Source organism: Pantoea sp. PvP021 (genome assembly GCF_054056055.1).
Window position 1 is genome coordinate 157,186 of sequence record NZ_JBSRXX010000004.1, and the last position, 25,526, is coordinate 182,711.

Sequence of the window (25,526 nt, forward strand, 5' to 3'; positions counted from 1 at the left end):
CCCAGAGCACATTGAATAGTCCTGCACACACAGTGAAAGGCTCCGATATATTTTGAGCACCGGCAGCATTGCTTCATGCTTCGTATTTTGCTTTTGCTTCCGACAGACATCCACTGGATGTCAGTGAACGTTGTTTTTAAAGTCAGTTAAAGAGAGTATTTGCTGCGCTCATTGTCCCTTTGTAATAGTTTCTTCAGGTTTTTCTGCACTCAGCTCATAAAGCCCGGAAAGTCCATCAACGGTCATCTGCCATCCACCGAGGTTAAGAAGCATCTCAAGCTCCTGCACGCGCCCGTTCAGTCATGCCATCACCGGTATGACCTGCCGGCCAGCATTGTAAAATGCCGCGTCCAGACTGCTCCGGACAGTTAAATTCCGTTGTTGCAATAGCCGGCCTGCTACTTGTGAGCATTATAGATAGGCTGATAATTAAAGCGTTCGAGCGCTTCATATCATTCATGCCTGCATACTTTATTCGTTCCCGTTGATTAATACGCCGCGATGTTAGTAATGTCTTCATAAGCCACATGAGGACATGCCCATAAAGAAGCGTTTTTCCGGCGAACAGATCATCAGTATCCTCCGCGAGGCTGAAGCCGGAGTTTCTGCCCGTGAGCTCTGCCGTAAGCACGCCATTTCCGACGCTACCTTTTACATCTCACGTAAGAAGTATGGCGGTATGGAGGTGCCCGTGGTTAAGCGCCTGAAGTCGCCTGAAGAAGAGAAAGCCAGACTCAGGAAGCTGCCTGCCGGAGCTATGCTGGATAAGGAGGCGCTTCAGGTAGCTCTGGGGCGAAAGTACTGACGACAGGCCATAAGCGGGAAGCCGTGGTGTTGATGTGTGATGCGACCGGTCTGTCGCAACGTCGTGCCTGCAGGCTTACAGGCTTGTCCCTGTCGACCTGCCGTTATGATGCTCAGCGTACGGGTGCTGATGCACATTTATCAGGGCGTATTACTGAGCTGGCGCTTGAACGCAGACGTTTTGGTTATCGCCGCATCTGGCAGTTGCTGCGCAGGGAGGGCCTTCACGTCAATCATACCGTATTTACCACCTTAATAGACTGAGCGTAAAACGCAGACGACGCCGTAAAGGGCTGGCGACCGAACGGTTTTCGCTTCTGCGCCCGGATGCGCCGAACCTTACATGGTCGATGGATTTCGTTATGGACGCACTGGCCAATGGTCGCAGGATCAAGTGCCTGGTCTGTGTGGATGATTTCACGAAGAAGTGTCTGACGTACACCGCTGCTTTCGGTATTTCAGGCGTTCAGGTCACGCGTATTCTGGACAGCATCGCGCTGTTTCGGGGCTATACCACGACAATAAGAACCGACCAGGGCCCGGAATTTACCTGCCGCGCGCTCGATCAATAGGTCTTTGAGCATGGTGTGGAACGACGGCTTATCCAGCCAGGTAAGCCAAAGCAGAACGGATTTATTGAGAGTTTTAACGGACGCTTTCGCGATGAGTGTCTGAATGAACACTGGTTCAGCGATATTCTTCATGCCCGGAAAACGATTAATGACAGGAGGCAGGATTATAACGAGTGCCTTCCCCATTCATCGCTGGATTACCAGACACCAGCTGAATTCGCAACGGACTGGCGAAACAGGAAATATGAAGAAAAACCAACCGACGTTACTAACTGAAGGTTGTATTTAATCCTGGGGGGCAGGTCATTTTATATGAATTGATCCGGAATACCCGGATTGTCACACGCGTCACGTTACGCTATCCTTCAGCTGCCGCCGGGTGTTCCGGCTGCAGGGATTGACAGCCCTTAATAAGCATAATCCGCCTTTACCGGCGGGCTGCACGGCTGCGCCATTTTCAATGGCGGGTCGGGCAGGGGAACGCTGTCCGGATGTCTTGTTGTCTTCCGGGCGCGTTCGCCAGAATGTGCTTATCTGGTCTGTCAACCCTGTTCGATTCGCCACCATGGAGCAACGCTATGTGTGAAATGTGCATTGAACAAGGGTTGACCGCCGGACGAGAGACATGTGACGTACAGCCCCTGTACGCAGAAGCACCACCGCTTTCCGACTGGCACCGCGCAGACATTCTTGCCGCGGTAAAAAAGAAAGGCGGAACCATAGTGCGGCTCTCAACGGAAGCAGGTCTTGCACCTGGTACCCTTTCTAACGTCTTTACCACCCCCTGGCCCAAAGGGGAGCGGATAATTGCCCGTTTTATCGGAATCCCTGCCTGCCAGATCTGGCCTGAACGCTATCGGCGACGGCGTCCCCGTATATCGCGTAAAGCCAGTCCGTATGAGATATCATCTGGTCCGTAATCGGCTGAGCGCCTGCGCAGGAATATTTTTATACGGGCCTGTATCAGGCCCGGCTTCAGGTCTTAACCTGCAGGATTAAAGCATTCTGGCCAGATTTAACTGCCCTTAGATAAGCGAAGTGGTCAACAAAAACTGGCCACAGCTTTAGCGTTTTCCGGTATCGATTTTCCGATTCGTCAGGTGATAACCCGCCATTATATCCGTGCGGCATGAGTGCGCTTTAATAACCAGAACCAGGGTCTGCTATTTCATTGGCATTTTCGCTGAAGCTTACATAGCCTGTCACTGGTACCCGTTCATTCTTCAGGCTTCTGGAGAACTGCTCCATCGGACTGTCATACTAGCAGTTTCCACGTCGGCTCACTCTCTGTGTGATCCGGTAACGCCACAGTAATTGCCGGAAATGCCTGTATGGTGGTTACCCTCATCGCTGTGGAACATTACTACGACTGGCTTTCCTCCACCCTCCCGTGCCTTTTCTGACGCTCTGACCGTCAGTTTGCTATCCCGAGAAAACGACATTGCCCTGCCAAGAGGTTTCCTCGCGAACAGCTCGGGAACAACTGCATAGTATGCCGGGGGCTTACCTGTCCGGACATACGTCACGTCGCCGCACCTCACCGATTCGGCGCTGTCACCGCGAACTGCCGTTCAGGATGATTCGGTATATCGACGTCTTCATGGTCGTTACGTTTATATCAATAAGCTGACTGCTGGCAACTGACCAGCCCCGGTACTTTAATGAGCCAGCCAGTATCCCATCCAGATAGTCTCTCCGGGGTACCATTGTGGCAATGCTCCTTTCCCCAGCGAAGCCATGACTGATGTTGTGTGGCTTCGTCATATAGCGTGTCTGCCGTCTGGCTTTTCAGTACGGTTTTTCCGGTATTTGTAGCTGCTGTGATGAATCCCCGACGCATGACTGAGTGTCGTCACCGGATAACGCGCACGGAGTTTCCCGATTATCGGGAACTGTACAGGGAGTCTGACATCAGGCGCGCAGTAGCCTTTCTAATATTTCGTTCTCAACTCAAGTGCGTTGTAATTTTCCTGAGCTCACATATTTCGGTTTGTCCCGGAGTTACCGGGGAGACTTTTGGCGTTTTATCCTGACCCACATCACGCAGTTTTTTACCCATTTCGACATTGTAGAAAGACCCTCATCCATAGCATCAGCAGCGTCAGAGACAGTGTAATGTTGGTCGACAACCAGATGAGCGGGTTCAAATCTGAATTCAGGACTGGAAGGTCTTCTTTTATCTGGTTCACCTGTGTTGTTATGAGGTGCTCCGTACACCTCTGCTCTGGTGACCATATTAAGTAAACCACTACAATGCCAGCGATTGAAAGCTTTATCGCAATAAGCATCCTATTTACCCCATGTAATGATAATGCAGCCTGAGGGACGGTTAAGAACAGATTTAAAATCGGGTTTGCCAGTAAATCATCTAATTTATTTTCATAATGTAGTTACATAGTATTATAGTTAAGCGCAGGGGGGGTTATTGATAGATGTACCGTCAGTGATGATGTTATTAGTTTATTGGCCTGGAATGGCTTCCCTCCTTTTCTATTAACTAAAATCGGTAGAAGGGTTAGGTTACCGTATTGGCTTTCGAAAATTACAGCGTTTCTGTTGGCTATTTATTCGAACCGTAATGGTGTTAGGAAGAAAATAACGTTACCTACTGTCAGGGATATACTGATTTATATTCTGTAACCATAAGAAATTATCTTTTAATAATCTTTATTAAATCACCGGGAGAGAAGCTCCGCCTGGATTTTTATTATTGAGACTTTAAAGAGAGTATGCTCGTCCATTTATCTGAGAGAAAGGGGGGGGGTGGAATAAATTTGACGCTGTGGCTTTCCCGAATCGGAATATAAAGCCCTGATTTGAATTTTGTGAATGGAATAACAAGCAGATTATAAGTAGAGGAAATGGTCAGGTTTTCTTTTTCCCGGCAGAGCAAGAGCTGCCAAAGTGAAATAATTGAAGAACTAACCGGGGGAGGTGATTTGAGATTTATTAGGTTGCTTGAATAGACTGAGAGCTATGTCACTAAAAAGTTTTGAGAGCATTCAAATTTCAGTTCAGCACAAAGTAGCTATTGCTAACGCTCTTGTAAACAGATAGAGAGTAAAGATGCCGGTGTTAAAGGCGGGGGATGGAATGGGTTGCGTTAATCGAAGAGTTATTTAAAAGCATGATATAAATAAATGTAGGTTTTTTATTTCCAGATTTCCTGTTGATTTAGTTCCCTCGTCAAATGACATAAGATTTATTTTCGGGCAGATAGTGAACCGGATTAATCCCAATAAAAGATGACGCCTGCTTATTTTCCTGAAATCACCACACCTGACGCAGGATTTTAAACTCCTGCAAATCTCCCATCCAACAAGTGCTTACGTTTTTTTAACGTGAACAAAGGTATACCCTATTCTTTGTTTTTCGAATCTTAAAAGACTCCCTGGAGTGGCTTGTCTTTTTATTATAATTCATTAGATTATGTTGATCTTATGATTTAAAGAGTCTGTCAGGACTCTGATGCTGGACTTGAAGTTTAAAATTGTGGGGGAAGAAGATGTAATGGCAACAATATTGATGATAGATGGTCTATAAAAAGAATATATATTTTCTAATGCGCAACAGGAGTTAAGAATGCCAAGGGCACAGATTTATATTACTAAGGCTAATCTCGAAAAAATCAGGTCTATAGTCAATCTTGAAAGAAATCATGGTGTTGACGAAAATGAAGCTAACCTTTCTTCAGTTGCAGCAATGCTGCTGAATCTGGGATTGCAGGTTTATGAATTTCAGCAGAGAAAGAAGCAGAATGGTGAGAATGATCAGCCTGAAAATGATGATGCAAAAAAAGTTGCTATGTTCAACAGAATTCTAATGGAAAACGTACTTAAGACTTCCTACGCCTCAGCTGCTATCCTTCAGATGGTTGGGGAACTGGATGAATTAAAAAACAAAAATTCCTACGGTTTTCATGATCTAAAATCAATGATACGAAGAAAAACAGAAAATAAGCTCAGTGAGATATTTGATGAAGAATAAAGCATTAGCTGCTGAGTGGTGTCAATACTTAGTTTTATTTTAATTAAATAACTGATTTATCTGTGCTTGTTCTTTTTTGAAAGTAAAAAACTAATTTTTGGAAAGATGTTGATGTTTTGTGTTCTACGCTTAAGCTGAATTCATTAAATAAAAAATGGAGTGTTTTGTGTGTAAAAAGGATGTCTGACACTGAAGGGTTTTACTTTTAACATTGGCCATTGAAATCAAGTAAAAAGTCTTTCTCCGCGGCGAGGAAATGGGGGGGCTTGTCTGAAAGGAATACAACTATGGAAAGATGGTACATTACGCATTGCCAGAGTAAAAATTTGATGAGAATTTTAAAGCAGGCCACGATGCTGAGTAGTGAGTGCTATTTACCAGTTGAAACACGCATTACTCGCAGAAAAGATTGCGGTGGCACACGGTTTTCTCAGAAGCCATTATTTCCCGGCTACCTGTTTATTCGTTTTGACCTGGAAGTAATCCATCCGGGAAAATTTACTGATATTAACGGCATTTATTACTTTCTGACTACTGGTGAAAAATTGTGTGTAATTAATGATGACATTGTAAATGCACTTAAGTGTGTTCATAATTTACGTTTCGAACCTTCCGGTAACTGTGTCCAGTGCACAAACTTTTCGGCTGCATTAATATCATCCATTCAGCGGATTTACACTATTTCCGGACCGCTGGAGAGACAGGTAGAATTGTTGAAACTCCTTCAGAGCGATGATTTTTTAGTCAGACATTAAATGATAGCTTCCTGACCTGTGCTGTTGTTGATGGAAAGTTATTAAATTTTCGGACAGGCCCGAATTGCCACATGCATGCAGTGCACCTTTCATCTTTCATTCTATGGGATACCTGTTCTTTATTATAAAGCTTTCATTTCCTGTTTTATCCGGTTCTTGTTCAATATGCATTAAAGTAAGTGAATTTGTTTCATTTGATAACAGAGGAATAAAAAATGAATATTGTTTACCGCCAAAAAAAATTGGTTAGTTTCTTTGGTTTTTTTTCAGTTTATCCAGCGAATCATCGTTGCATGTTCATTTCTGCTCTTACTCTGACTTTGTTGCTGGCTTTTGTGCATGGTTGTCGGGCTGATGATCTGCTGAAGCCTGGTGATCAAACGGTGAAGGATACTTTCGGTAAAGATTCCTCAATCATGACCTGGCTGCTGATTGGTGAGGTTATTACTGCGATTGTTGCTTATGTGGCAACCAAAAATATCAAAGTTCTCTTTGGTGTCATTGTGTTGTCTGTATTCATCACTATAGCTGCCGCTGTTATTGGCATATAAGGGGAGGACATGGAATCGGGAGATGAACTGAAAAAGTATCGCTTTCCAAAAAATCTAGGAGATCAGATGCGAATAATTGGTATGCCACTGGATGAGTTTATTCCCGCTGTTCCCCCGTTTCTCATTTCAATCTTCTTTAAACATGCATTAGGCGGTCTGATCTATGGCATAACCATATGGCTTTTTATTCGCTGGCTGAAAAAGGGACGAGGGAGTATGTGGCTTTATAATATGCTTTACTGGTATTTACCAACTGAGATATTTCGTATCGTTTACAAGGCCATTCCTGACTCGAGTTTTCAAAAATGGATAAAATAACAGGCGGTAATTATGTCCGTTAAGGCTCAGGTTTCCGCTAATAAGGTCGTTGGCTACATTCTTGTCGGATTGTTGTTTTTCCTTGCACTTTCACTTATCAGCAACATCTATCTGGAGGTAACAAACCGGATGCTGGTTAACAAGCGTGAGAAAATTGTCGTGCCGATGGCATTTGATGCGCCGTTTGTCGTGTCGGAGAGTGAGGCCAGTGCGACTTATCTTCAGATGATGGCTCTTTCATTTCTCTCACTGCGACTGAATGTTTCTCCTGAAACAGTTGATATGAACCACGACTTCCTTTTGTTCTATGTTCGTGTCGAATCCCGTGAAAAATTTGCGCCAGTGCTGGCCGCTGAAGCTAAACGGATTAAGGAAAATGCGGTCACCTCTGCATTTTATCAGACCGCTATTAAAGTTCACCCATCGGCCAGCATTGTTGATATTCGTGGTGTTCTGAAAACATGGATAGGTAACAGTAAACCGCTAGAGGAGATTAAACATTATAGGCTGCAACTCATGTATCGGGCCGGTGTTACCAGCATTGAGAAATTTGTGGAGGTGGACGATGCGAAAGCGAAATAGCGTTTTCCTGGTGCCCGGCCTGTTATGCCTGATGGCTGTCAATACTGTATTTGCCAGCACTGGCCCGGCAAAGCTTCGCGGTGAGAACGGCAGCACTTTCACTGTATCTGTCAGCAGGGACAGTGCCAACGTATTGATGGTTCAGGGGGACAGGATCACTGCGTTAACCAGTAAGGAAAGCGATGTGCCAGATCCGGAGAAAACCGGAAACGGTGCGGTGATGTTCAGCGTTGTAACTGATAAACCTTTTACCTTCGTCGTCGAGACGGAATCCGGCCAGGTATTTTCTGTCAGGGCCACGCCCGTTAAAGGACAGGGCAGAGTATACCGTATTTCACCACTCAGCCCGGTTGTTCATCCGTCAACAAAAGCATGGGAAAAAGAGACTCCATATGAATCTCTTCTGCTTGCTCTCAACAAAGGCGTATTTACCGGGGCCATGCCTGATGGTTATTCACTGGTTGATAATCAGGAGCGGGATACTCGTCTGGCAGCACCGGTCAGGGCAAAACGCCTTCAGGTATGGGATGGCGGTAATCTTCGGATTGAGAAATACCGCCTGACTAATCCTGATACCAGGGGACTCACGCTTAATGAACATGACTATGTTGAAAGTGGTGTCCGGTCAGTCATGTTCTGGCCCCGTTCTGCTGTATTACCTGCCGGAGCAACCGTTTCGCTTTATCTGATACGTGACCTGGAGGTGAGTCAGTGAAAAACGTAAACATTCAGGCCAAAAAGAAGCAGATAGCGATAGTGGTGGCCGTAGTTGTGCTGGGGCTTTGCGGCGGGGGGACTGCGTGGTATATCACTGCGGCCAAAAGACAGGTTTCATCTCCGCCTCCGGGTGAACCTGCCCCGGATATGACGGGGGTAGTTAATGCCACTTTCGATGATAAGGTTCAGCAGAATGCCATAACGGAAGCGCAGCGTGTCGGCAAAGAGGTAAACGAAAAATTTAGATCAATGGAGCGTGAAATCAAGGCGTTGTCTGATAACAACGCCAGCATGCAAAAACAGGTTACTGACCTGCAACAAACCAATTCAGTTTTTGTACAGGCAATGACCAGCAATAAAGGTGAGAGCACTCAGGGCAATGCAGTTAAAGCTGATGACAATGCTTTCCCTTCTGCACAGGAGGGGCAAAATAATTACCGGTATGATGGTATGGGCTACGCCCCTTCAGGACAGATAGTGGTCAAGCCGCATGAGAATGGTCTTCGCAGGCTGACGTTCAGTCAGACAGTTCAGGAGCCTTCTTTTCACTTCCCCTATATTCCTTCCGGAAGTTATGCCGAATCAGTCGTGATAGAAGGAGCTGATGCCAATGCAGCCGTTACCGGTTCACAGAATACGTCTCCGATGCAGTTACGGTTAACAGGTAAAGTACAGATGCCTAATGACCGCGAGTTCGATCTAACCGGCTGTTTCGTCACACTGGAAGCTTACGGGGATGTATCCAGTGAACGTGCGGAGATCAGGACGCGAAAACTGAGTTGTAATATCGGGAAAGACGTTATTGACCAGGAAATTAAAGGGCATGTTTCCTTTATGGGGAAAAACGGTATTAAGGGTGAAGTGGTCATGCGTAACGGTAAGGTGCTTGGCTTTGCCTGGGGGGCTGGTTTCCTTAACGGGATAGGCAAAGGTATTGAAAGTGCCGGGTCAACTACAGTAGGTGTGGGAGCTACGGCCTCTCCGGGAGCCGGGGAAATCATGAGCAGCGGTATAGGTGGAGGCACCGGTGAGGCGGCCAAAACGCTTTCTGAATATTATATTAAACGGGCTGAACAATATCATCCGGTTATTCCGATTGGAGCGGGTAATGATGTCATACTGGTATTTAATGATGGATTACAGATACAGACTATTACGGAGGCATTAAAAGCGAAACAGAAGAAGTCAGAATTAGCACTGGAAAAAAAAGTCAGTGCGGCAGGACATGAAACGCAAAATACAATCAACGATATTAAAAAGTTCAAGCTTGGCGATATTGTTTCTGCTGATGCCCTCAACGGCCCATTATCTGTTCCCGGAAAATAGCGAGTAAATAATGAATAAATTAATTATGCCTTTACTGGCAGGCTTTGTCCTGCTCACGGGGTGTGCCGGTGCTAAATCGGATTTTGAATGTAATGCCACCTCCAGTGACAGTTGTAGAACCATTGATGCTGCGAACAATATGGCCCGTCAGAAGACTAAGGCGGCAGCAGTAAAGCCGGGTGCGGCATCGTTGCCCGCTCTGGCTAAACCTGCCGGTGCGGGCATTCCACTTACCCGTTCGGCGCAGGGGGCATCGTTTCTTCGCACTCCAGTGAGAACACCAGAAGCGACAGCAAACGTATGGGTCGCGCCCTGGGTTGATGGTCAGGATAATTTCCATGAGCCGGGGCTGCTTTCATTTGTCGTTAAACCAGGAGAATGGCACAAGTGAGTAATTTAGATATTTTCACTCAGACTATTTCCCGGATTCAGAATGCGATTAAGTCGCCTGGTGGCGTTTCCGATGCCAACCGTTCTCTGGGAAACCTGACCTACCCTCAGCTATCAAACCTGCTTCCCTACCGGGAATTTGATGATGAAACAGGACTGTTTATTAATAAAAGTACGGCAGGATTTTTACTGAAGGCTGTACCGCTTATTGGAGCCAATAAGCATATTGTGGATGTGCTGAACGACCTGGTAAAAAGTAAAATACCCCGTAAAACGCCTGTCAGTTTTCACCTTGTCTCCAGCCAGGTGATCGGTGAAGAACTGGATTATGGTCTGTCGGATTTTGCCTGGCAGGGAAAAAAGGCTGATAAATTTAACGCTGTTACACGTGCCTATTATCAGCAGGCCACCCGTAACAGTTTTCGCACCCCAACCGGGCTGCCACTGACCCTGCGTAATTACTCTCTTTATATTGCCTGTGCGGTAAAAAAGAAAAATAACCGGGCATCAACCATGACCAGTCTTTCTCACCTGATGAAAATTGTCCGGGCGACGCTCGATTCCGCGAAACTGTATACCGAAATTGTTAACCGGGAAGGGCTGGTCAGTCTTGTCAGTAGTCTTGTGAACTTTCGCTGCGATCAGCTTTTCCGGCCGGATGTAAAAGTGAATGTTTATGACGACCTCCATTTCCAGTGCGTTGAGAATGGTATTGATTTTGATGTCTATCCTGAAAAGCTGGTCGTCAGATTGTCTGAAAAAGCGGGCAGCGCAAAAACGTCCCGAGCTATGAATTTTATGCTTGATGGCAACCCTGACATGTTTCTGCTGTGGCAGGGGGGGGACAATATCAGCAATCTGCTGAATCCGGACTTGAGCATACCTTTTCCTTTTGTACTCACATTCACCGTTGAAGCGGAAGAACAGGTTGAGGCACAGCGGGAGGCTAACCGTAAATTTCTCGATCTTGACAGCAAATCTAAAAGTTCGTTGGCAAAACTTCTGCCAAATCTGATCAATCAGCGCAACGAATGGGAGTCTGTCCGCAGCCGTCTTCTTTCAAATGAAAGCTGTCTGGTCAGACATTACTTCAATATTACGGTTTTTTGCCGCGATGATGACAGTGAAGAGCTGACCTGCGAGCAAAAGGTGATTAACACCTTTAAGAAAAACGGACTCGAGCTTTACGCCCCGCAATATATGCAGCACCGTAACTGGATGTCTATGTTGCCATTTATGGCTCACGAGGGACTATGGAGTGATCTGAAGACATCCGGAGCCACGAACCGATGTGAAAGTATTCAGGCCGTTAACCTTATGCCGGTGATTGCTGACAATCGCCTGTGTCAGAAGGGGCTTCTGGCACCGAGCTACCGCAATCAGCTTGCCTTTGTGGATATTTTTGGTGAAGGCATGGGGAATACCAACTACAACATGGGTGTTACCGGCACATCGGGAGCGGGTAAGACCGGTCTGGTGCAGCCGATTTTACGCAGTGTACTGGACAGCGGCGGACTGGTCTGGGTTTTCGATATGGGCGACGGCTATAAGTCGTTCTGCGAGAACATGGGCGGGACTTACATTGATGCCTCTTCACTGTCGTTTAACCCCTTCGCCAACGTCACGGATATTACTCGCTCCGGTGAGCGTATCCGCGATCAGCTCTCTGTGCTGGCGAGTCCGGACGGAAACCTTGATGAAATCCACGAAGATTTGCTACTTGAAGGCGTGATGTACGCCTGGGAGGCAAAGGGGAATGCGGCGCATATTGATGATGTGGTGACATTCCTGAAAGGGGCTGTGCTTCAGGCAAGAAAAGATGGGGCAGACAGTATCGCACGCCGCTTTGATGAAATTATCAAGTTGCTGGTTAAATACTGTGAGGGCGGTATTTATGCTGATTACTTCAACAGCGATAAGCCCTCGCTTCAGGAAGATGCCCGGATGATTGTCCTTGAGATGGGGAGCTTGCAGGAAAGGCCCGCACTACTCGTTGCGGTGATGTTTTCGCTCATCATTTATATCGAAGACAAAATGTATCGTTCGCCGCGTAACCTGAAAAAGTGTTGCGCTATTGACGAAGGCTGGAAACTTCTTAATTTCAAAAATCATAAGGTTGGCTCATTTATTGAAACAGGCTATCGCACCGTTCGTCGCCATAATGGTTCTTTCATCACCATCACACAGAACATCAAAGATTTTGATTCACCTGATGCATCTTCAGCCGCAAAAGCTGCCTGGGGTAACTCTGCTTTCAAGGTGGTTGCTAAACAGGATACCGCTGAATTCAAGACTTACTGTGAACGCAATCCCAGCCAGTTCAGCGACTATGAACGCCAGATAATTGAACGTTTCGGGGATGCGAAAGAGCAGTGGTTTTCGTCATTTATGCTGCGTATCGGGGCTGTCAGTTCCTTCCATCGTCTGTTCGTTGATCCTCTGAGCCGTGCCATGTTTTCTTCCCGTGGCGGCGATTTTGAGTTTATCCAGCAGAAACGGGCGCTGGGATGGGATATCCACGATGCGGTATATGAACTGGCAAAACTCAACTATCCGGACGAAATGGAGGAGCTTGAAGCATGGGAACTCTGAGCAGTAAAGATATCCGCCGCGGTATTGTGGTCCTGGCCAGACGCCGGTTACGCCACCGGCACTATATTCTTTTGCTGGCGATGTTACTGATTGCAGTGAATGCAGGTATTTCGGTGCTGATGGTTGAGTGGCGAACGGCTGAAACTGTGACGTTCGATATGAAGGGGACGATCGACAGATTTGTGGATCAGTCTTCCCGTAAGAATCTTGATGAAGCGACGAGCCGTGCGCTTACAGAACGCTTTACAACCAACCTTCACCGCAGCATTGAAGACTGGCAGGCATCACACCGCGCACTGATTCTGTTAACGCCTGCTGTGGTCAGTGGCGCCAGAGATATCACCCGCGATATTCAGCAGGACGTGGCCCGCAAAATGCAGACAGGCTAATGATGAAAAAGTCACTTCTTCTGATACTGACGATAGCGTGCAGCGGCGGTGCTAAAGACCTGGGAATATGGGGCGATCTCTATCCCATTCAGGAACAGGATATGCTGATGTTCATTCAGCAGCGGCTTAAATCTATGGAGGCAGATGGTTCACTTGCCCGTGAACAGAAAGCCGCCCAGGAACGTGTCAAAGCGCGTATTTTCAGGCCGCCACCGGTTACGGGGCTGCGACTGACGGATAACAACGAAACTCATTATATCGACCCGACATTTATTGTCGATAAAGATATTGCTGATGGTAAGGGCATTGTTTTCGCTTATAAAGGCAACAAAATCAATCCATTGGAGCATGTGCCATTCAGGGAAACCCTTTACTTCATCGACGGCGACGATAAACGTCAGATCGACTGGATGAAGCAGCAGAAGCCGGACACGGTGATCAGTAAAATTGTCCTGGTGAACGGCAACATTGAAACCAGCGGTGAAGGCCTTGACGCTCAGGTTTACTTTGATCAGAACGGCACGTTAAGCCGTAAGTTTCAGCTTACCGCCGTTCCGGCCAGAGTCACCGTAGCCGCTGACGGTAAACGTCTGCGGATAGATACGTTTGCAATGGAGGGCGAGAAGTGAGACTACCGACAGCCCTGATGGTTATCTGTGCGGTGCTTTTTCTGCCCGGAAGGGCCAGCGCCTCAGCCGTCGCCTGCGACGGCCATTTTGTTAATCCGATCACCGATATCTGCTGGGAGTGCCTGTTTCCGATAACCATCGGGAGCATACCGGTTGCGCCGGGCAATGTTGCTGATACCGAAAACCCGGCCAGTCCCATCCAGTTATGCCCGATGGGCGTGTTTTACCGGGTCGGGCTGGCGATAGGTTTCTGGGAGCCAATGGCGATCACCGATGTCACCCGTTCCCCTTTTTGTCTGGTCAATATGGGGGGCATAAAGCTGGATATCGGTAAAGTCGGTATGGGGGTGGGCGAGCAGGAAAATAATGAAGTGCCAAACGTGTTCTATCACGTCCACTGGTACAAATACCCGCTGGTGGCCTGGCTGAACATTATTACTTCTGTGGGCTGTTTGCAGGGCGGGGACATGGATATCGGGTATCTGACTGAGCTTGACCCGATGTGGAATGACGATCAGCTGTCGCTCATTATTAACCCTGAAGCTGCACTATTTGGCAACGTTATTGCACAGGGAGCCTGTGCCGCAGATGCCGCCGCCAGCCTGGTGAAGCCCGTCGATGCGCTGTTCTGGTGTGCCGGGAGTCACGGCTCGCTGTATCCTTTTACCGGCACAGTCACCAATGAATACAGCCCTGCGCAGTCGTCGGTGCTGCTTTCCGAGCGAATGGCCTTCAAGCTGCATCGTGAAGGACTGGTGATGGAGAGCGTGGGTGCGGATACGGCGGTATGTTTTGAGTACCCTTCACCCATTATCCCCAAAAGCCGCTGGCGATATCAAATGGTGAATACGCTACCCGATCCGCTGGCCTGCCATCCTTTCGGGCAGAGCACGCTGACCTGGCAGACAGGACACCTCACCCCTAATGACAGGAAGAATTACGGTTATTTAATGTGGCGTAAGCGTAACTGCGTTTTTCTCTGAACAGGAGTGTTAATTATGAAATGCCTGCCTGTATTATTTATGGCGGTTTTCCCCTGCCTGTCTCATGCAGGAACAATATCTGAAGACCGGGATTTTATTGACAGGATGCAATCGGCTGAATCTCAGGCGCTAAAGGTGGAAGCTCCTGACTCCATAAAACAGTTACAGAATAAGGGAGTCTCCAGGAATAATTCAGATTTCATCAATAACCTTCAGCAAAGGCAGCAAATGCAATATCAGGAGGCAGCACAAAAACCGCAGCCCGCCATTCAGTATTTCGTCTCTTTTTCTATTGCCCGAAGTGGCCTTGCCATTATGCTGAATAATGCCGCTCAGTTTGCTGTTCCGGTAAATATTCGCGGGATGATTAATAATGACTTCCGGCAGACGGCGAACACTATTTTTGAAATGACAAATGGCAGTAATAAAGGAGGCGTTCAGATAAACCCCAAAGCCTTCCGGCAGTACGGGGTAACCGCCGTTCCGGCACTGGTTGTGACATGCGGAAATAAGTTTGATCGCGTATCCGGCGATATCCGCATTGATGGCCTGCTCCATAAGGTTGCTGAAGGTGGGGACTGTGCTGATGAGGCCAGGGCTGCACTGAATGAGGCCGCGCAATGAAATCATTATGGTCAGTGATAGCGCTGATGGCGGGATTTATCGTTAACCTTCCGGTCACGGCGAACGACGATTTTAACAGTGGTATGAATTATGTTAACGGTCTGAAGGGAGAGGATCTTAATACCTTTAAGTCATTTAAACCAGCAGATAACCTGCCTGACTACAGCAGCAGCCCGGATGCAACGAAGTATTACGGTGGTGTGCAGAGTTCCGGTACTGATTTAACATCGCCGGGCAGCAATACGCTGAACAACACCGAGTGGGGAAAGGCTGTCATCGATTCTATCAGTAAGCAGCCTGAAGATATGGTAACGGCTGATTCCCCGTTTCTGGATAATGGCCGCAATGCCGAGAATAACGCTGAAACGGTATTCGATCCCAAACTGTGTGAGTCCAGAGAATTCGAGAAGAGCGTATTGACTAATTATGTCTGTGACCGGGATTTGCAGGTTCAGCAATATTGCACCAGAACGGCGGCAATATCAGGTCACTACAATACTAACCGTGTGAATAAAGATTATCCTCTGACGCTGACTGCAGCCAGCCGGGAGGGAAATCAGGTAAGGCTGGACTTTTCCCTGCCAGAGACAGGCACGATCACCAGTGCTTCAGTGAAAATAGTCTATCCGGCGCTCCCCTCTTATGAAGGGATGCCTCTGACAATTACTGTTTTTGGTGGATCAGCAGTAATAAAAGCCGCGCAGTTACCGGCCAGCCTGCCAGTGTTAAACAGTGGCGTAACGGCAGGGCAGGGTTTCGTGATGTACATTGCTATTCAGACATCCGGTCACCTCAATGAAGCTATTAACACGATGATCAATAACCTTCGCAATGGCAAAGAAATACTGACGCTGGATGTGCTGATGCTGACTGATACGCAGGTCTGGGTGCCGGAAGTGGTCTGGTCAGAGAATTGTCCGTTTGATAAAGCCGAAGGCAGTCTGACCGGAACGGAATGTACAGAGCCGGGCGGAGATAAAACTGTGACGGTTGACGGCAAGCCGTATGTTGTTCATCAGGACTGCTGGGCTTACCGTGACAGCTATCTGACCCAGAGCGAAAGCGAGGGAACCTGCGGGGCCTATATCCATAATGCGGCCTGTAATGTCGTCAATCAGCAGTGTGTGGATCAGGGGGACGGTGCCTGTCTCCACGCCAACATCACGTATTCATGTGAAACGAAGATGAAAGGAGAAGGTCAGGTCTGCGGTGATGAACTTTTCTGTACTGACGGAAGCTGCGTGCTGGATAACAACGGCAAAAACGACATGTTTGCCAAAGCGGCATCGGAACTGGCGGCTGTTGCGGCGGCGGGCAAGGACGTGGCCGAACTGAACAGCAATGATGTGAAAATCTTCACGGGCAAGGGCGTGTCCTGCAAGAAGTTTGCCGCCGGGTTCAGCAACTGCTGTAAAGATTCAGGCTGGGGGCAGGACCTGGGGCTTGCCAGTTGTAGCAGTGACGAAAAGGACCTGGGTAAGGCTAAAGAAAAGCGCCTGACCGTTTATGTCGGGGAATATTGCAGTAAAAAAGTGCTGGGTATCTGTATCGAGAAAAAGCGGGGTTACTGTGAGTTTGATTCCAAACTGGCACAAATCGTCCAGCAACAGGGTCGTTCATGGCAGCTCGGGATCGGGTTTGGTTCAGGTAAGTCACCTGACTGCCGGGGGATTACGCCGGAAGAACTCCAGAAGATAGATTTTTCAAAAATCGATTTCTACGCGTTTTATGACGATCTGAACAGTGGCAGTGATATTCCCGCTGACAATAATCAGATGGAGAAAATGAAAGAGCGGATGAAAGCCATGTTTGACCAGGGGGAGTAGCCACTGATGCGAAAAGCCTGTTATCTGATGCTCGCTGCTGCTGGTTTTATCGGGGGGCACGCCCAGGCAAGCAATACCCGGCTCGGTGGATTTTCCGACAGTGAGGCGCAGGGCTGGATTTGGTACAACGAGCCTGTATCTCCTGATGAGGACGAGCCGCCGTCAGCACCGCCACCCTCAGCAATATCACCGGAAAATGCCACCGAACTGAAAGAGAAATTGCAGGCAGCGACGAAGGCCGCGCTCGATAAAGCGGTTATGTTCCCTTCTGCTGAAAATTTCAGACGATACAAACTGCTACAGGATTTCTGGGCGGAAAAATCGTCGCAGTTTGCCCAGTCCTCAAAAGAGGCGCTGTTGAAGTTTCCCGAACTGGATTACAACCTGCATTACAGCCATTACAACGGAACGGCCAGTACCCGTCAGGCGATGCAACGCCAGCGCGAAAAAGAGGCCATTGTTAAATTGTCTGCGGATAACGGGCTGTTTTATTTCTACCGGGGAAAAGAGCCGGTGGATGTGCTGATGGGCGTTGTAGTGCGTTCTTTCGTTAAAGAGTATGGCATCAACCTTATCAATGTGTCGGTTGATGGCAGACTTGCGCCGGAACTGCCGGGGTCGCGCCCGGACGTCGGGCAGACTGAAGCCATGCATATCACGCATTATCCGGCGCTTTTCCTTATGAACCCTCGCACGGAGGCTTACCAGCCTCTGGCGTATGGCTTCCATTCACAGGAAAACTTAGCCTCACAATTCCTACTTGTGGCAACGGATTTTGCCCCGGGTTTTTAAACGGGTCAGCGCATATCGACCTGGTGATAAACCTCGCTGTCGTTTCGCTTGCCGACGGCGACAACCAGCAGAAGTATTTGATCGTCGATAACCTCATAAACCAGCCTGTAGCCGGAGGAACGCAGTTTAATTTTATACCGGTTAGTTCTTCCGCTCAGCCTGGCCGAGGTGATATGCGGGTCATGCAGCCGTTCGGCCAGTTTTTTTTTGAACTGCTCACGAATGGGATGACCCAGCTTTTCCCACTCCTTCAGGGCGCGTCTGTCGAATGCGAGTTTATAGGTCATCGAGGTTTACGCTCACGATATCCGGATTTTTCATGCGTTCGTCTGCAACCGCGTTAAGCTGCGCATCCTCGGCAAGTTCGCGGTAGTAAGCATAAAGTTCCGGGGGAACACAATAAAATGCCGGTTCATTACGGTTAAGGATAGCGACGGCATTACCTTCACCCTCCGCGACGGTGCCCATCGGATTGCGTTTCAGATCGGTGATGCTGGCTGCGATACTTGTCAGGATTTGATAAGTCATGGTAGCTCCTGTTGCGTGAATTTAAATCAAGGATAGATCTTCAGTGGTGCTTTTAAAAGTCTTTTAATGGTGCACCAGTCTCTTGCTGCCGCGCTTCGCTTGCCATCCGGCCTGTTGAGCCAGAATAAATTCTGACTTCCCGGCCCGGAGCCGAAAAAAACACTTCAACTATCGGACTGGTGCTTTATAGGTGCACCGGCGCTGCCGTGTTCTGCCCGGAGGATACCGGCGTCACGACAGACTGATTTAACGACTCGTCAATACAGGTGAATTTATGCGATGCATTCCTGCTCTTCCCTTCCTTCTGCTGGCGTTCACGGCCAGCGCGTCCGTTAATGCCACAACCTGGGATGATATCGCCAGGCTCGAAGCTCATAAACACACGCAGCAGAGCACCGGCGTACCGGTTGCCACTCAATCCGCAGTGGTGTTACACCGACTCAGCGACGGGCGACAGGTAAATCTTCGGGACTGGAAAATCGTCCTCTTTATGTCGTCTTCCTGTCCACATTGCCATGCTTTCGATCCCGTTCTGAAAGCTATTGCTAAGGACACCGGCTTTTCCGTTTTCCCTTACACCCTGGATGGCCGGGGCGATGCGTCATGGCCGCAGGCAGTTTCGGCTCCGCCGATGGTGATCACTGAATTCTTCGCGCAGGGCCTGCCTATTGCCACGCCCACGCTGTTTCTGGTGAACGTTAACAACATGAAAACCTACCCCCTTCAGCAGGGGGAAAGTGAGCGTGAAGCCTTTATGGCGCGGCTAGACGAAGTGCTGCGCTTTGCGATGGATAATGGAGAAACCCGATGAGCAGCATTCTGAAAAAAAGCGTGCTGGCCGGGTCGCTGTTCTTTTACACGCTGATGGCCGGAGCAAGCCTTAACGATGACATGAACAAGTTCTTTGGCAAGCTGGGCTATGAGCAGAACACCACGACCCCAAAGGTCTGGCAGGGGCAGGCGGCAGGCTATGCCACGGGCGGGGCGCTGTATGCGAGGACGTCCGCGAAAGATGTGCAACTGGTTTCACTTCAGTTACCCAGCCTGAACGCCGGTTGTGGCGGTATCGATATGTTTCTGGGTTCCTTTTCCTTTATCAGCAAAGATGAATTCATTCAGTTTGCCAAATCTATTCTCAGTAATGCGCCGGGGCTGTTCTTCGACCTGGCCCTGAAGACAGTGACCCCGCAACTGGCGTCGGCAAAGGATTTTCTTCAAAAACTGGCGTCAGATGTCAACAGTTCCAATATGAGCAGTTGCCAGGCAGGAAGGGCTATCGTCGGCGGTCTGTGGCCTGAAACGCAGGAGAACGCCAGCGCGGTTTGTCAGACTATCGGCAGCGATTCCAATTTCTTCTCGGACTGGGCGGCGGCGCGACAGGGCTGCGGCACCGGGGGGCAGTACAAAAATATGAGTAATAAAGCCGGGGCTGATATGAAAGACCAGGTGCTGCGTAACAAAAACCTGATATGGGATTCACTTGAAAAAAATCAGGTATTCAGCGGAAACAAGGAGTTAAAAGAGTTCGCCATGAGTATTACCGGCACCCTCATTTTTGATGATGATGGTAAGCCGCAGCCCCTTACGGCCATGACGACAAATGAAGACCTGATCCATGCGTTGTTGCATGGCGGTACGGCTAAAGTCTATACCTGCAATGACGGAGAATGCCTGAAGGCAACGATTGGCGAAGTGACGATCAGCGCGGAGAACTCCCTCAGCGGTCAGGTCAATAAGATGTTGCAGAGTATCGGCAGTAAAGCCTATGCCGATGAGGCACTGACGGAAAAGGAAAAAGGCTTTATTACGTCCACTTCTGTTCCGGTATTGCGTTACCTCGTTGACCCCCTTTCTCTGGGCGTCTCCGATTCGGTCATCTATCAGCTTTCTGATTACATCAGCTTCGACATTCTCATCCAGTACATGCAGGAAGTGATGCAGCAGGCCCGCGTTATGCTGGCGAGTAAAAGTTATCCGGACAGTGCGCTTAAGCCGTTGCAGAAAAGTATGGCGAACGCGAACCATCAACTGGCGATCATGCAGTCCAGGGTTCAGGTACAGCAGGATGCATTAATGGTTGTTGAACGTCAGATGGGTTACATGCGTCAGCAACTGTCCGGACGGTTACTCGACCGCTATCAGAATAACTATCGCTTTTCCGGAGGTATGTAATTATGCAGGTGATTTATACCATTACGGGCGGTGACTGGCTGGCTGACTCGTTGAATGCCGTGGCGGTATTAACCGCCTCGGCCACCTGGGGAACCCTGATTAAATGGGCTTCCATCTTTTCTGTGCTCGCCGTGGTGTGGAGCTGGTTACAGAAGAAAGATGTACTGACCTTCATCAAATGGGTGGCGGTGATGGTTATTGTGCCGGGGGTGCTCATCGCCAATAAACATTCGGTGCAGGTTATCGATATTACCGATCCGACAGCCGTTCATCAGGTGGACAATGTGCCTGGCGGGCTGGCTGTTCCGGCGTCATTTATCACATCGATAGGGTATGCGCTGACGCAGAGTTATGAGGAGGTTTTCCATCGCCCTGATGCGGTGTCGTACAACAAAACCGGGATGTTGTTTGGCTCCGAACTGGTAAAGGCCAGTACCGGTTTTACCTTCGCTGACGGTACGATTGCTGGACTTTTTTCTGATTATGTTCAGAACTGTGTGATAGGCGACATCTTCATGAATCACAAGTATTCAATGGAAGATTTGATGAACAGTACCGATCCGTATTCGATGATATTTGAAAAACCCAGCCCGCTCAGAGGGATATTCGACAAAGCGGGGAGTTTTCAGACCTGCCAGCAGGCCGCAGTAACCCTGCAACAGCAGATAGGTACGGATTCTTCCGGTGGTGGAAAGACGTTCTCGTTCTGGGCGCAGAAGCTGTTTGGTTCCAGGGCCAACCGGGAGCAGTTGTTTGCCTCCCTTCTGGGCGACAGCTACGGCTATTTTTATAATGCCGGCAGCAGCGCGAGCGGCATTATTAAACAGAATGTTGTGATGAATGGACTTCGCAAAGGGATCAGCGCTTATGCCGCACGGAATGGCGATACCGCCAGTATGATGAATATTGCGACGGAAACGGCTACTGAGAAGCAAATCATGCAGCAGTCTGTCAGCGCCAATATCGCGATGAAGTACCTGCCAATCATGCAGACTGTCCTGCTCGGTATGATGATCGGACTTTTCCCTGTGATGATCGTGCTGGCTATTATTAATACGCTCACCTGGACTGTTCTCAGGGGGTATATTTTTACTCTGGCCTACCTTCAGGCATGGCCGTTGCTCTTTGCGATACTGAATAATGCCATGACGTTTTATCTGAAAGCCGGTGGTGCTTATGACGTTACGCTGTCCAATCTTTCTCAGATTCAGCAGCAGCATTCGATGATCGCGTCAACGGCGGGCTGGCTTTCGCTCTCTATTCCCTTTATCGCTTATGGCATGGTGAAGGGATTGGGTGGCGTGGTTTCCCAGGCGGGCAGCTATCTCAGCAGCATGACTCAGGGGGTTGCCTCTCAGTCGTCCTCTCAGGCTGTAGATGGCACTTATGCGTTTAACAATATGCAGACGGATAACGTGCAGGGTTTTAAATGGGATACGAACAGTAGCTATGCATCCGGGCGTACCGATCAGCAACTGGCGAACGGCGCTATGCAGGGAATGACGGCTGACGGAACGACGATAGTTAACAGCACGACAGGCACATCTAAACTACCGATGGATTTAAATTTTGGCCGCGCAATGAGTTCTTCCGCGCAGCGGCTGGCAAGAGAAAACCAGGTGCAGGCCGAAACATCGCTGCAGGGTTACAATCATGCTGTTAACAGCGCTTTTAACCAGGCGAAACAGTTTTCTCAGCAGTCTGGTAATAGCGATACGCAAAGCAACAGCGCGAATGATTCGCAGACAGTTCAGGCACAACAGGCACTGAGCCGCCTGCAGTCGATTGCGCACGATCGTGCGGTTCGACACGGTGTAACAGACCAGCAGGCTTGGGCTGAAATTGAAACTAAATCAAAGGATGCTGAAGTTGAGGGACATGGAGGCTGGTCATTATCCAAATCGGCAGTAGGTAAGGCAGCTACGGCAATGGGTTTTGATGCTGGCGTATCAGGAAAAGTGTCGGCCAAATCGGGGAGCCAGAGTTCTGCTGATCAGCGTCAGACTGCGAATACTGATCATACCCACAGTGCGGATGCCAGAGATATGCAGGAGTTCCGGGAAGGTTCACAGGTACTTAAAAACTACGCTATGACGCATACAGCCACGCATACCGACAACAGTTCTGCCTCGTTGCTAAATCAGATTGGCACAACGCTCAGCGAAGCTGACAGCCATTACCAGCAATATACGACCAGTACAGCTCGTAGCCATGAGTACAGCAAGGTTGCATCCATGACGGAAAGCGAAACGGCACAACAGACCAGTAATCTTTCTCAGGAGTTTGTGAGTTATGTTCAGCAAAAAATGCCCGGAGATTCCAGCCGTATTCTTACTAATACCGCTGATGAAAATGTGCGTCACGAACGCGAAGCACTGGCAGATAGCTTTGTGGAAGAAAAACTGCGGTCACGTATTGAGGGAGACTTCAATACTAACCGTGCCTCTCTGGCGAGTGGTATGCAGAGCGTTGATCCATCAAGCGGGGATGCAGCAGGGGTGATTAATTCAGGCCAGCATGAGATCGAACGCAGGGCGCAATCAGCAGGCATTAAAGGAAACACAACAAAGAGCGTTGATGATTCTCTGGCAAGAAATCAGGGAGCTATTAAACAGGCCGGAGCAAATATTGAGCAAGGTCACGGTGATGTTCAGCGAGAAAGCGATAAACTCGACAGGGAGAATGATGAGTCAAAAGGTCAATTTGCGGAGAACTACAACAATGCAGTAAAGCACCAGAAGCTGGTAGATTTAGAAAATAAAGATGGGCATTTGGATATCAAAGGACATAATCCCGGTGATATTAGTAAGGTGGCTAAAAAATTGAGGGGGAGTGATGAATAAGGTTGGTTTGCTATTTCCCATATTAAATATAACTATGCTCATGGTTATAGCAGTTAGTTTTTTCTCTCATCGTAACGCTGATTATTAAATGCTCATGCTTGTTTTTCTACTAGCAGCAGTCGTTTATTCTTTTGTTAGTATCTTCACTATTAGAAGAATTTTGCCATTTTATGTGAAGTGTTACATGTTAATATCAATTATATCTTCTCTGGGTTTTTACTTATCGAATCGCGGTAGTGGCGCATGGAGTGAGGGTTTAATTTCATTTTATGTGTTCATGGTTTTATTTCAATTGGACGGAGGTGTCGTTAATTCAATAATCTTTTTCTATTACGGTAAAGATCAAGCTGAAGAAATGAAGTTAAAGGGCTATCCAAGCTCAGTTATTGAGAAAGTTTATAAAAATATTCTTTTTCGGGAAGTTGAAAGACGCATCAAAGGTAAGGTTCATCCAAATGCTTTATCTAAGGTTGCGGGGGGCATTGCTACCGGAGTTCTCACTGAAACCTTATCATCGGGTCGGGCAGACTTATTCTCTGATAACCTGATTCCTGCTGCAATGAGCATTGCTGATAGTCATTTGGTTAACTTTGAATCAGGAGATCATTCCATGACTGGTTCCCGCGCTAATGACTTCAACCCGGCAACAGGTTTGGCTATGACCAGTGATTATTTTGATGCCGGGGGGATGTTTACGGTAGTTCTTTAAATAATGATAGTAACTTTTCAGGCGATAATAGTATATCTAGTGGCTTTGATAGTAATTCAATAAATCATAGTGGTTAATTCAATAATGGATTCGATAATAATTTCTGAAGTATGATGAGAGGGCAGCAAGGAGAAGATAATGAACAAAATAATCAAAGAGCTTTTCGCTAATATCTTTATCGCTTTGTTAATGATGTTTTTTACTATGGAAAATGTAAGTGCCAATGGTAATTACTACACAACCCTGGAGGGAAAGGCTAAAGCAGGGAATTTAAATGCTCAACTGGATTTTGGTAAAATGCAAATGAATCTTGGCAATTATGATTCATCTTATCATTGGTTGATGAAAGCGGCTGAAAAGGGAAGCCCAGAAGCTCAATACTTCATTGGAATGTTTTATAAATCTGGTCGTGGAGTTCATATGGATATGAGGAAGTCTGCTTATTGGATGGAAAAAGCTGCCAGAGGTGGTTACACAATTGCACAGAATGATATATCAGCATTTTATTTGGATGGGGAGGGTGTTGTACAAAGTTGTGAAAAAGCCAATTATTGGTTATCTAAGTCTCTTGAAAGTCATTATGTTTTGGCATATTTGAATAAAGGGAATTCATATATGACCGGTAAGTGCTCAGAGAAAAATACGACTAAAGCTGCATATTGGTATGATAAAGCATCTGAGAAATCTAATTCTCAGGCGCAATACAATCTAGGGATGCTTTATTTATTAGGAGATGGCGTGGAGAAAAACGAAAGCAAGGCAAGAGGATATTTTTATAAGTCCTGTAAGAATGGATACGCTGATTCTTGCCAGTACGCTAATTAATATAATGTCGTCTATACGACTATTCCCCACCCCTATTATTATCTATACATGATGACTGGAGAGGTATTCTAACCTTCTCCAGTTAATCATGCAGCCTTTCAGGCTGTCTTCTTCTGTGGAATAAATCTATGCGACTCATTAAATCACTGATACTGGTGGCGGTCTGCCTGTGCTCAATGAATGCCAGCGCGTTCTGTTTCGTGCAGGCAGGAGAACGCTACCACCTTGACCCGATGCTGCTTGAAGCGATTGCCATGCAGGAAAGTAGCCTCAATCCGCGAATCACCAATGATAACGGCCCGCGACTAGGCAAAGACTATGGGCTGATGCAAATCAACAGCAGGCACATTCCTGAACTGGTCAGAATGGGGGTTATCCGCTCCCCGCAGGGTTTACTGAATGATCCGTGCCTGAATGTACAGATAGGTGCATGGATACTGGCAAAGCATTTACGGACGTGTGGTGTTAACTGGCACTGTCTGGGTTCATACAACGCCGGTTTCTCCGATAAGAATGCCGGTAAGCGGGAACATTACGCCAACCTTATTTATAACCTCTACGTCCGCGTTAATCGCTTGCAAAAAATAAAAAGGTAATTCCTCTCGCCGGAGA

General features: G+C 47.8%; 24 protein-coding genes and 2 pseudogenes. 23 read left to right on the forward strand and 3 right to left on the reverse strand.

Annotation, left to right across the window (positions count from 1 at the left end; translation table 11 throughout):
- Positions 1-541 precede the first annotated feature (541 nt).
- Positions 542-1,652 (forward strand): annotated as a pseudogene (locus ACVKSX_RS13845) (IS3 family transposase).
- Positions 1,653-1,963: 311 nt separating this feature from the next.
- Complete coding sequence (locus tag ACVKSX_RS13850) at positions 1,964-2,296, forward strand: helix-turn-helix domain-containing protein (RefSeq protein WP_163762674.1); 333 nt, start codon at positions 1,964-1,966, stop codon at positions 2,294-2,296.
- Between the two features lie 145 nt (positions 2,297-2,441).
- Here the strand turns inward: ACVKSX_RS13850 and ACVKSX_RS13855 are convergent.
- A pseudogene (locus tag ACVKSX_RS13855) lies at positions 2,442-3,611 on the reverse strand (IS3 family transposase); the annotation flags it as partial.
- Between the two features lie 1,347 nt (positions 3,612-4,958).
- Here ACVKSX_RS13855 and ACVKSX_RS13860 point away from each other — a divergent pair.
- From ACVKSX_RS13860 to traF, 15 genes are all read left to right on the forward strand, one after another.
- Positions 4,959-5,363, forward strand: coding sequence for a relaxosome protein TraM (locus ACVKSX_RS13860; protein ID WP_163762594.1), 405 nt, complete (start codon positions 4,959-4,961; stop codon positions 5,361-5,363).
- A gap of 287 nt (positions 5,364-5,650) precedes the next feature.
- Complete coding sequence (locus tag ACVKSX_RS13865; RefSeq protein ID WP_163762595.1) at positions 5,651-6,118, forward strand: transcription termination/antitermination NusG family protein; 468 nt, start codon at positions 5,651-5,653, stop codon at positions 6,116-6,118.
- A gap of 215 nt (positions 6,119-6,333) precedes the next feature.
- Complete coding sequence (traA, locus tag ACVKSX_RS13870) at positions 6,334-6,669, forward strand: type IV conjugative transfer system pilin TraA (RefSeq protein WP_132499782.1); 336 nt, start codon at positions 6,334-6,336, stop codon at positions 6,667-6,669.
- A gap of 9 nt (positions 6,670-6,678) precedes the next feature.
- On the forward strand, positions 6,679-6,987 hold the full coding sequence (gene traL / locus ACVKSX_RS13875) for a type IV conjugative transfer system protein TraL (protein ID WP_163762596.1): 309 nt from the start codon (positions 6,679-6,681) through the stop codon (positions 6,985-6,987).
- Positions 6,988-6,999: 12 nt separating this feature from the next.
- Complete coding sequence (gene traE, locus ACVKSX_RS13880; protein ID WP_163762597.1) at positions 7,000-7,569, forward strand: type IV conjugative transfer system protein TraE; 570 nt, start codon at positions 7,000-7,002, stop codon at positions 7,567-7,569.
- Positions 7,553-8,284 (forward strand): type-F conjugative transfer system secretin TraK, encoded by a 732-nt coding sequence (traK, locus tag ACVKSX_RS13885; RefSeq protein WP_307378544.1) that lies wholly within the window; start codon positions 7,553-7,555, stop codon positions 8,282-8,284. Before traE ends, traK begins: the two co-directional genes overlap by 17 nt.
- On the forward strand, positions 8,281-9,612 hold the full coding sequence (locus ACVKSX_RS13890) for a TrbI/VirB10 family protein (RefSeq protein WP_163762599.1): 1,332 nt from the start codon (positions 8,281-8,283) through the stop codon (positions 9,610-9,612). Before traK ends, ACVKSX_RS13890 begins: the two co-directional genes overlap by 4 nt.
- 10 nt (positions 9,613-9,622) lie before the next feature.
- On the forward strand, positions 9,623-10,003 hold the full coding sequence (locus ACVKSX_RS13895) for a TraV family lipoprotein (RefSeq protein ID WP_163762600.1): 381 nt from the start codon (positions 9,623-9,625) through the stop codon (positions 10,001-10,003).
- Positions 9,991-12,594, forward strand: a complete 2,604-nt coding sequence (traC, locus tag ACVKSX_RS13900) for a type IV secretion system protein TraC (RefSeq protein WP_163762601.1) — start codon at positions 9,991-9,993, stop codon at positions 12,592-12,594. The genes ACVKSX_RS13895 and traC overlap by 13 nt, the downstream gene beginning before the upstream one ends.
- On the forward strand, positions 12,582-12,983 hold the full coding sequence (gene trbI / locus ACVKSX_RS13905; protein ID WP_163762602.1) for a type-F conjugative transfer system protein TrbI: 402 nt from the start codon (positions 12,582-12,584) through the stop codon (positions 12,981-12,983). Before traC ends, trbI begins: the two co-directional genes overlap by 13 nt.
- The gene (gene traW, locus ACVKSX_RS13910) at positions 12,983-13,612 is read left to right on the forward strand and encodes a type-F conjugative transfer system protein TraW (RefSeq protein WP_435530757.1); all 630 of its coding nucleotides are present in this window, start codon (positions 12,983-12,985) and stop codon (positions 13,610-13,612) included. Before trbI ends, traW begins: the two co-directional genes overlap by 1 nt.
- A gap of 17 nt (positions 13,613-13,629) precedes the next feature.
- Positions 13,630-14,595 (forward strand): conjugal transfer pilus assembly protein TraU, encoded by a 966-nt coding sequence (traU, locus tag ACVKSX_RS13915; protein ID WP_163762675.1) that lies wholly within the window; start codon positions 13,630-13,632, stop codon positions 14,593-14,595.
- A 15-nt stretch (positions 14,596-14,610) separates the two neighbouring features.
- Positions 14,611-15,219 (forward strand): type-F conjugative transfer system pilin assembly protein TrbC, encoded by a 609-nt coding sequence (trbC, locus tag ACVKSX_RS13920; protein ID WP_163762604.1) that lies wholly within the window; start codon positions 14,611-14,613, stop codon positions 15,217-15,219.
- Positions 15,216-17,045 carry a type-F conjugative transfer system mating-pair stabilization protein TraN gene (gene traN / locus ACVKSX_RS13925; protein ID WP_163762605.1) on the forward strand — a complete coding sequence of 610 codons (1,830 nt, stop codon included), beginning with the start codon at positions 15,216-15,218 and terminating at the stop codon, positions 17,043-17,045. Before trbC ends, traN begins: the two co-directional genes overlap by 4 nt.
- Before the next feature lie 6 nt (positions 17,046-17,051).
- Complete coding sequence (gene traF, locus ACVKSX_RS13930; protein ID WP_163762606.1) at positions 17,052-17,837, forward strand: type-F conjugative transfer system pilin assembly protein TraF; 786 nt, start codon at positions 17,052-17,054, stop codon at positions 17,835-17,837.
- Between the two features lie 5 nt (positions 17,838-17,842).
- Here the strand turns inward: traF and ACVKSX_RS13935 are convergent, their stop codons facing one another.
- Both ACVKSX_RS13935 and ACVKSX_RS13940 read right to left on the reverse strand, forming a co-directional pair.
- The gene (locus tag ACVKSX_RS13935; protein WP_163762607.1) at positions 17,843-18,124 is read right to left on the reverse strand and encodes a type II toxin-antitoxin system RelE family toxin; all 282 of its coding nucleotides are present in this window, start codon (positions 18,122-18,124) and stop codon (positions 17,843-17,845) included.
- Complete coding sequence (locus ACVKSX_RS13940) at positions 18,114-18,365, reverse strand: type II toxin-antitoxin system Phd/YefM family antitoxin (protein WP_163762608.1); 252 nt, start codon at positions 18,363-18,365, stop codon at positions 18,114-18,116. The genes ACVKSX_RS13935 and ACVKSX_RS13940 overlap by 11 nt, the downstream gene beginning before the upstream one ends.
- A gap of 274 nt (positions 18,366-18,639) precedes the next feature.
- On the opposite strand from ACVKSX_RS13940, the gene trbB reads away from it, so the two are divergent.
- The 6 genes from trbB (at position 18,640) to ACVKSX_RS13970 (ending at position 25,510) form a co-directional block, all read left to right on the forward strand.
- Positions 18,640-19,176, forward strand: coding sequence for a type-F conjugative transfer system pilin assembly thiol-disulfide isomerase TrbB (trbB, locus tag ACVKSX_RS13945; protein ID WP_163762609.1), 537 nt, complete (start codon positions 18,640-18,642; stop codon positions 19,174-19,176).
- Complete coding sequence (gene traH / locus ACVKSX_RS13950) at positions 19,173-20,537, forward strand: conjugal transfer pilus assembly protein TraH (protein WP_163762610.1); 1,365 nt, start codon at positions 19,173-19,175, stop codon at positions 20,535-20,537. The genes trbB and traH overlap by 4 nt, the downstream gene beginning before the upstream one ends.
- Positions 20,538-20,539: 2 nt before the next feature.
- Positions 20,540-23,380: a conjugal transfer mating-pair stabilization protein TraG gene (gene traG / locus ACVKSX_RS13955; RefSeq protein WP_163762611.1), complete on the forward strand. Its 2,841-nt coding sequence runs from the start codon at positions 20,540-20,542 to the stop codon at positions 23,378-23,380.
- Positions 23,381-23,564: 184 nt separating this feature from the next.
- Positions 23,565-24,089 (forward strand): hypothetical protein, encoded by a 525-nt coding sequence (locus ACVKSX_RS13960; RefSeq protein WP_163762612.1) that lies wholly within the window; start codon positions 23,565-23,567, stop codon positions 24,087-24,089.
- Positions 24,090-24,227: 138 nt separating this feature from the next.
- Positions 24,228-24,914 carry a tetratricopeptide repeat protein gene (locus ACVKSX_RS13965; protein ID WP_163762613.1) on the forward strand — a complete coding sequence of 229 codons (687 nt, stop codon included), beginning with the start codon at positions 24,228-24,230 and terminating at the stop codon, positions 24,912-24,914.
- A gap of 128 nt (positions 24,915-25,042) precedes the next feature.
- On the forward strand, positions 25,043-25,510 hold the full coding sequence (locus ACVKSX_RS13970; RefSeq protein ID WP_163762614.1) for a lytic transglycosylase domain-containing protein: 468 nt from the start codon (positions 25,043-25,045) through the stop codon (positions 25,508-25,510).
- Positions 25,511-25,526: the final 16 nt, after the last annotated feature.

What these genes read in the sequence shown, in the direction of transcription:
- traC (WP_163762601.1), top strand. Translation starts at nt 9,991, where the DNA reads ATGGCACAAGTGAGTAATTTAGATATTTTCACTCAGACTATTTCCCGG.
- ACVKSX_RS13865 (WP_163762595.1), top strand. Translation starts at nt 5,651, where the DNA reads ATGGAAAGATGGTACATTACGCATTGCCAGAGTAAAAATTTGATGAGA.
- traH (WP_163762610.1), top strand. Translation starts at nt 19,173, where the DNA reads ATGAGCAGCATTCTGAAAAAAAGCGTGCTGGCCGGGTCGCTGTTCTTT.
- traK (WP_307378544.1), top strand. Translation starts at nt 7,553, where the DNA reads ATGCGAAAGCGAAATAGCGTTTTCCTGGTGCCCGGCCTGTTATGCCTG.
- traG (WP_163762611.1), top strand. Translation starts at nt 20,540, where the DNA reads ATGCAGGTGATTTATACCATTACGGGCGGTGACTGGCTGGCTGACTCG.
- trbI (WP_163762602.1), top strand. Translation starts at nt 12,582, where the DNA reads ATGGGAACTCTGAGCAGTAAAGATATCCGCCGCGGTATTGTGGTCCTG.
- ACVKSX_RS13935 (WP_163762607.1), bottom strand. Translation starts at nt 18,124, where the DNA reads ATGACCTATAAACTCGCATTCGACAGACGCGCCCTGAAGGAGTGGGAA.
- ACVKSX_RS13965 (WP_163762613.1), top strand. Translation starts at nt 24,228, where the DNA reads ATGAACAAAATAATCAAAGAGCTTTTCGCTAATATCTTTATCGCTTTG.
- trbC (WP_163762604.1), top strand. Translation starts at nt 14,611, where the DNA reads ATGAAATGCCTGCCTGTATTATTTATGGCGGTTTTCCCCTGCCTGTCT.
- ACVKSX_RS13940 (WP_163762608.1), bottom strand. Translation starts at nt 18,365, where the DNA reads ATGACTTATCAAATCCTGACAAGTATCGCAGCCAGCATCACCGATCTG.
- traN (WP_163762605.1), top strand. Translation starts at nt 15,216, where the DNA reads ATGAAATCATTATGGTCAGTGATAGCGCTGATGGCGGGATTTATCGTT.
- traF (WP_163762606.1), top strand. Translation starts at nt 17,052, where the DNA reads ATGCGAAAAGCCTGTTATCTGATGCTCGCTGCTGCTGGTTTTATCGGG.
- traL (WP_163762596.1), top strand. Translation starts at nt 6,679, where the DNA reads ATGGAATCGGGAGATGAACTGAAAAAGTATCGCTTTCCAAAAAATCTA.
- traE (WP_163762597.1), top strand. Translation starts at nt 7,000, where the DNA reads ATGTCCGTTAAGGCTCAGGTTTCCGCTAATAAGGTCGTTGGCTACATT.
- ACVKSX_RS13970 (WP_163762614.1), top strand. Translation starts at nt 25,043, where the DNA reads ATGCGACTCATTAAATCACTGATACTGGTGGCGGTCTGCCTGTGCTCA.
- ACVKSX_RS13860 (WP_163762594.1), top strand. Translation starts at nt 4,959, where the DNA reads ATGCCAAGGGCACAGATTTATATTACTAAGGCTAATCTCGAAAAAATC.
- traU (WP_163762675.1), top strand. Translation starts at nt 13,630, where the DNA reads ATGGTTATCTGTGCGGTGCTTTTTCTGCCCGGAAGGGCCAGCGCCTCA.
- traW (WP_435530757.1), top strand. Translation starts at nt 12,983, where the DNA reads ATGATGAAAAAGTCACTTCTTCTGATACTGACGATAGCGTGCAGCGGC.
- traA (WP_132499782.1), top strand. Translation starts at nt 6,334, where the DNA reads ATGAATATTGTTTACCGCCAAAAAAAATTGGTTAGTTTCTTTGGTTTT.
- trbB (WP_163762609.1), top strand. Translation starts at nt 18,640, where the DNA reads ATGCGATGCATTCCTGCTCTTCCCTTCCTTCTGCTGGCGTTCACGGCC.
- ACVKSX_RS13960 (WP_163762612.1), top strand. Translation starts at nt 23,565, where the DNA reads ATGTTAATATCAATTATATCTTCTCTGGGTTTTTACTTATCGAATCGC.
- ACVKSX_RS13850 (WP_163762674.1), top strand. Translation starts at nt 1,964, where the DNA reads ATGTGCATTGAACAAGGGTTGACCGCCGGACGAGAGACATGTGACGTA.
- ACVKSX_RS13895 (WP_163762600.1), top strand. Translation starts at nt 9,623, where the DNA reads ATGAATAAATTAATTATGCCTTTACTGGCAGGCTTTGTCCTGCTCACG.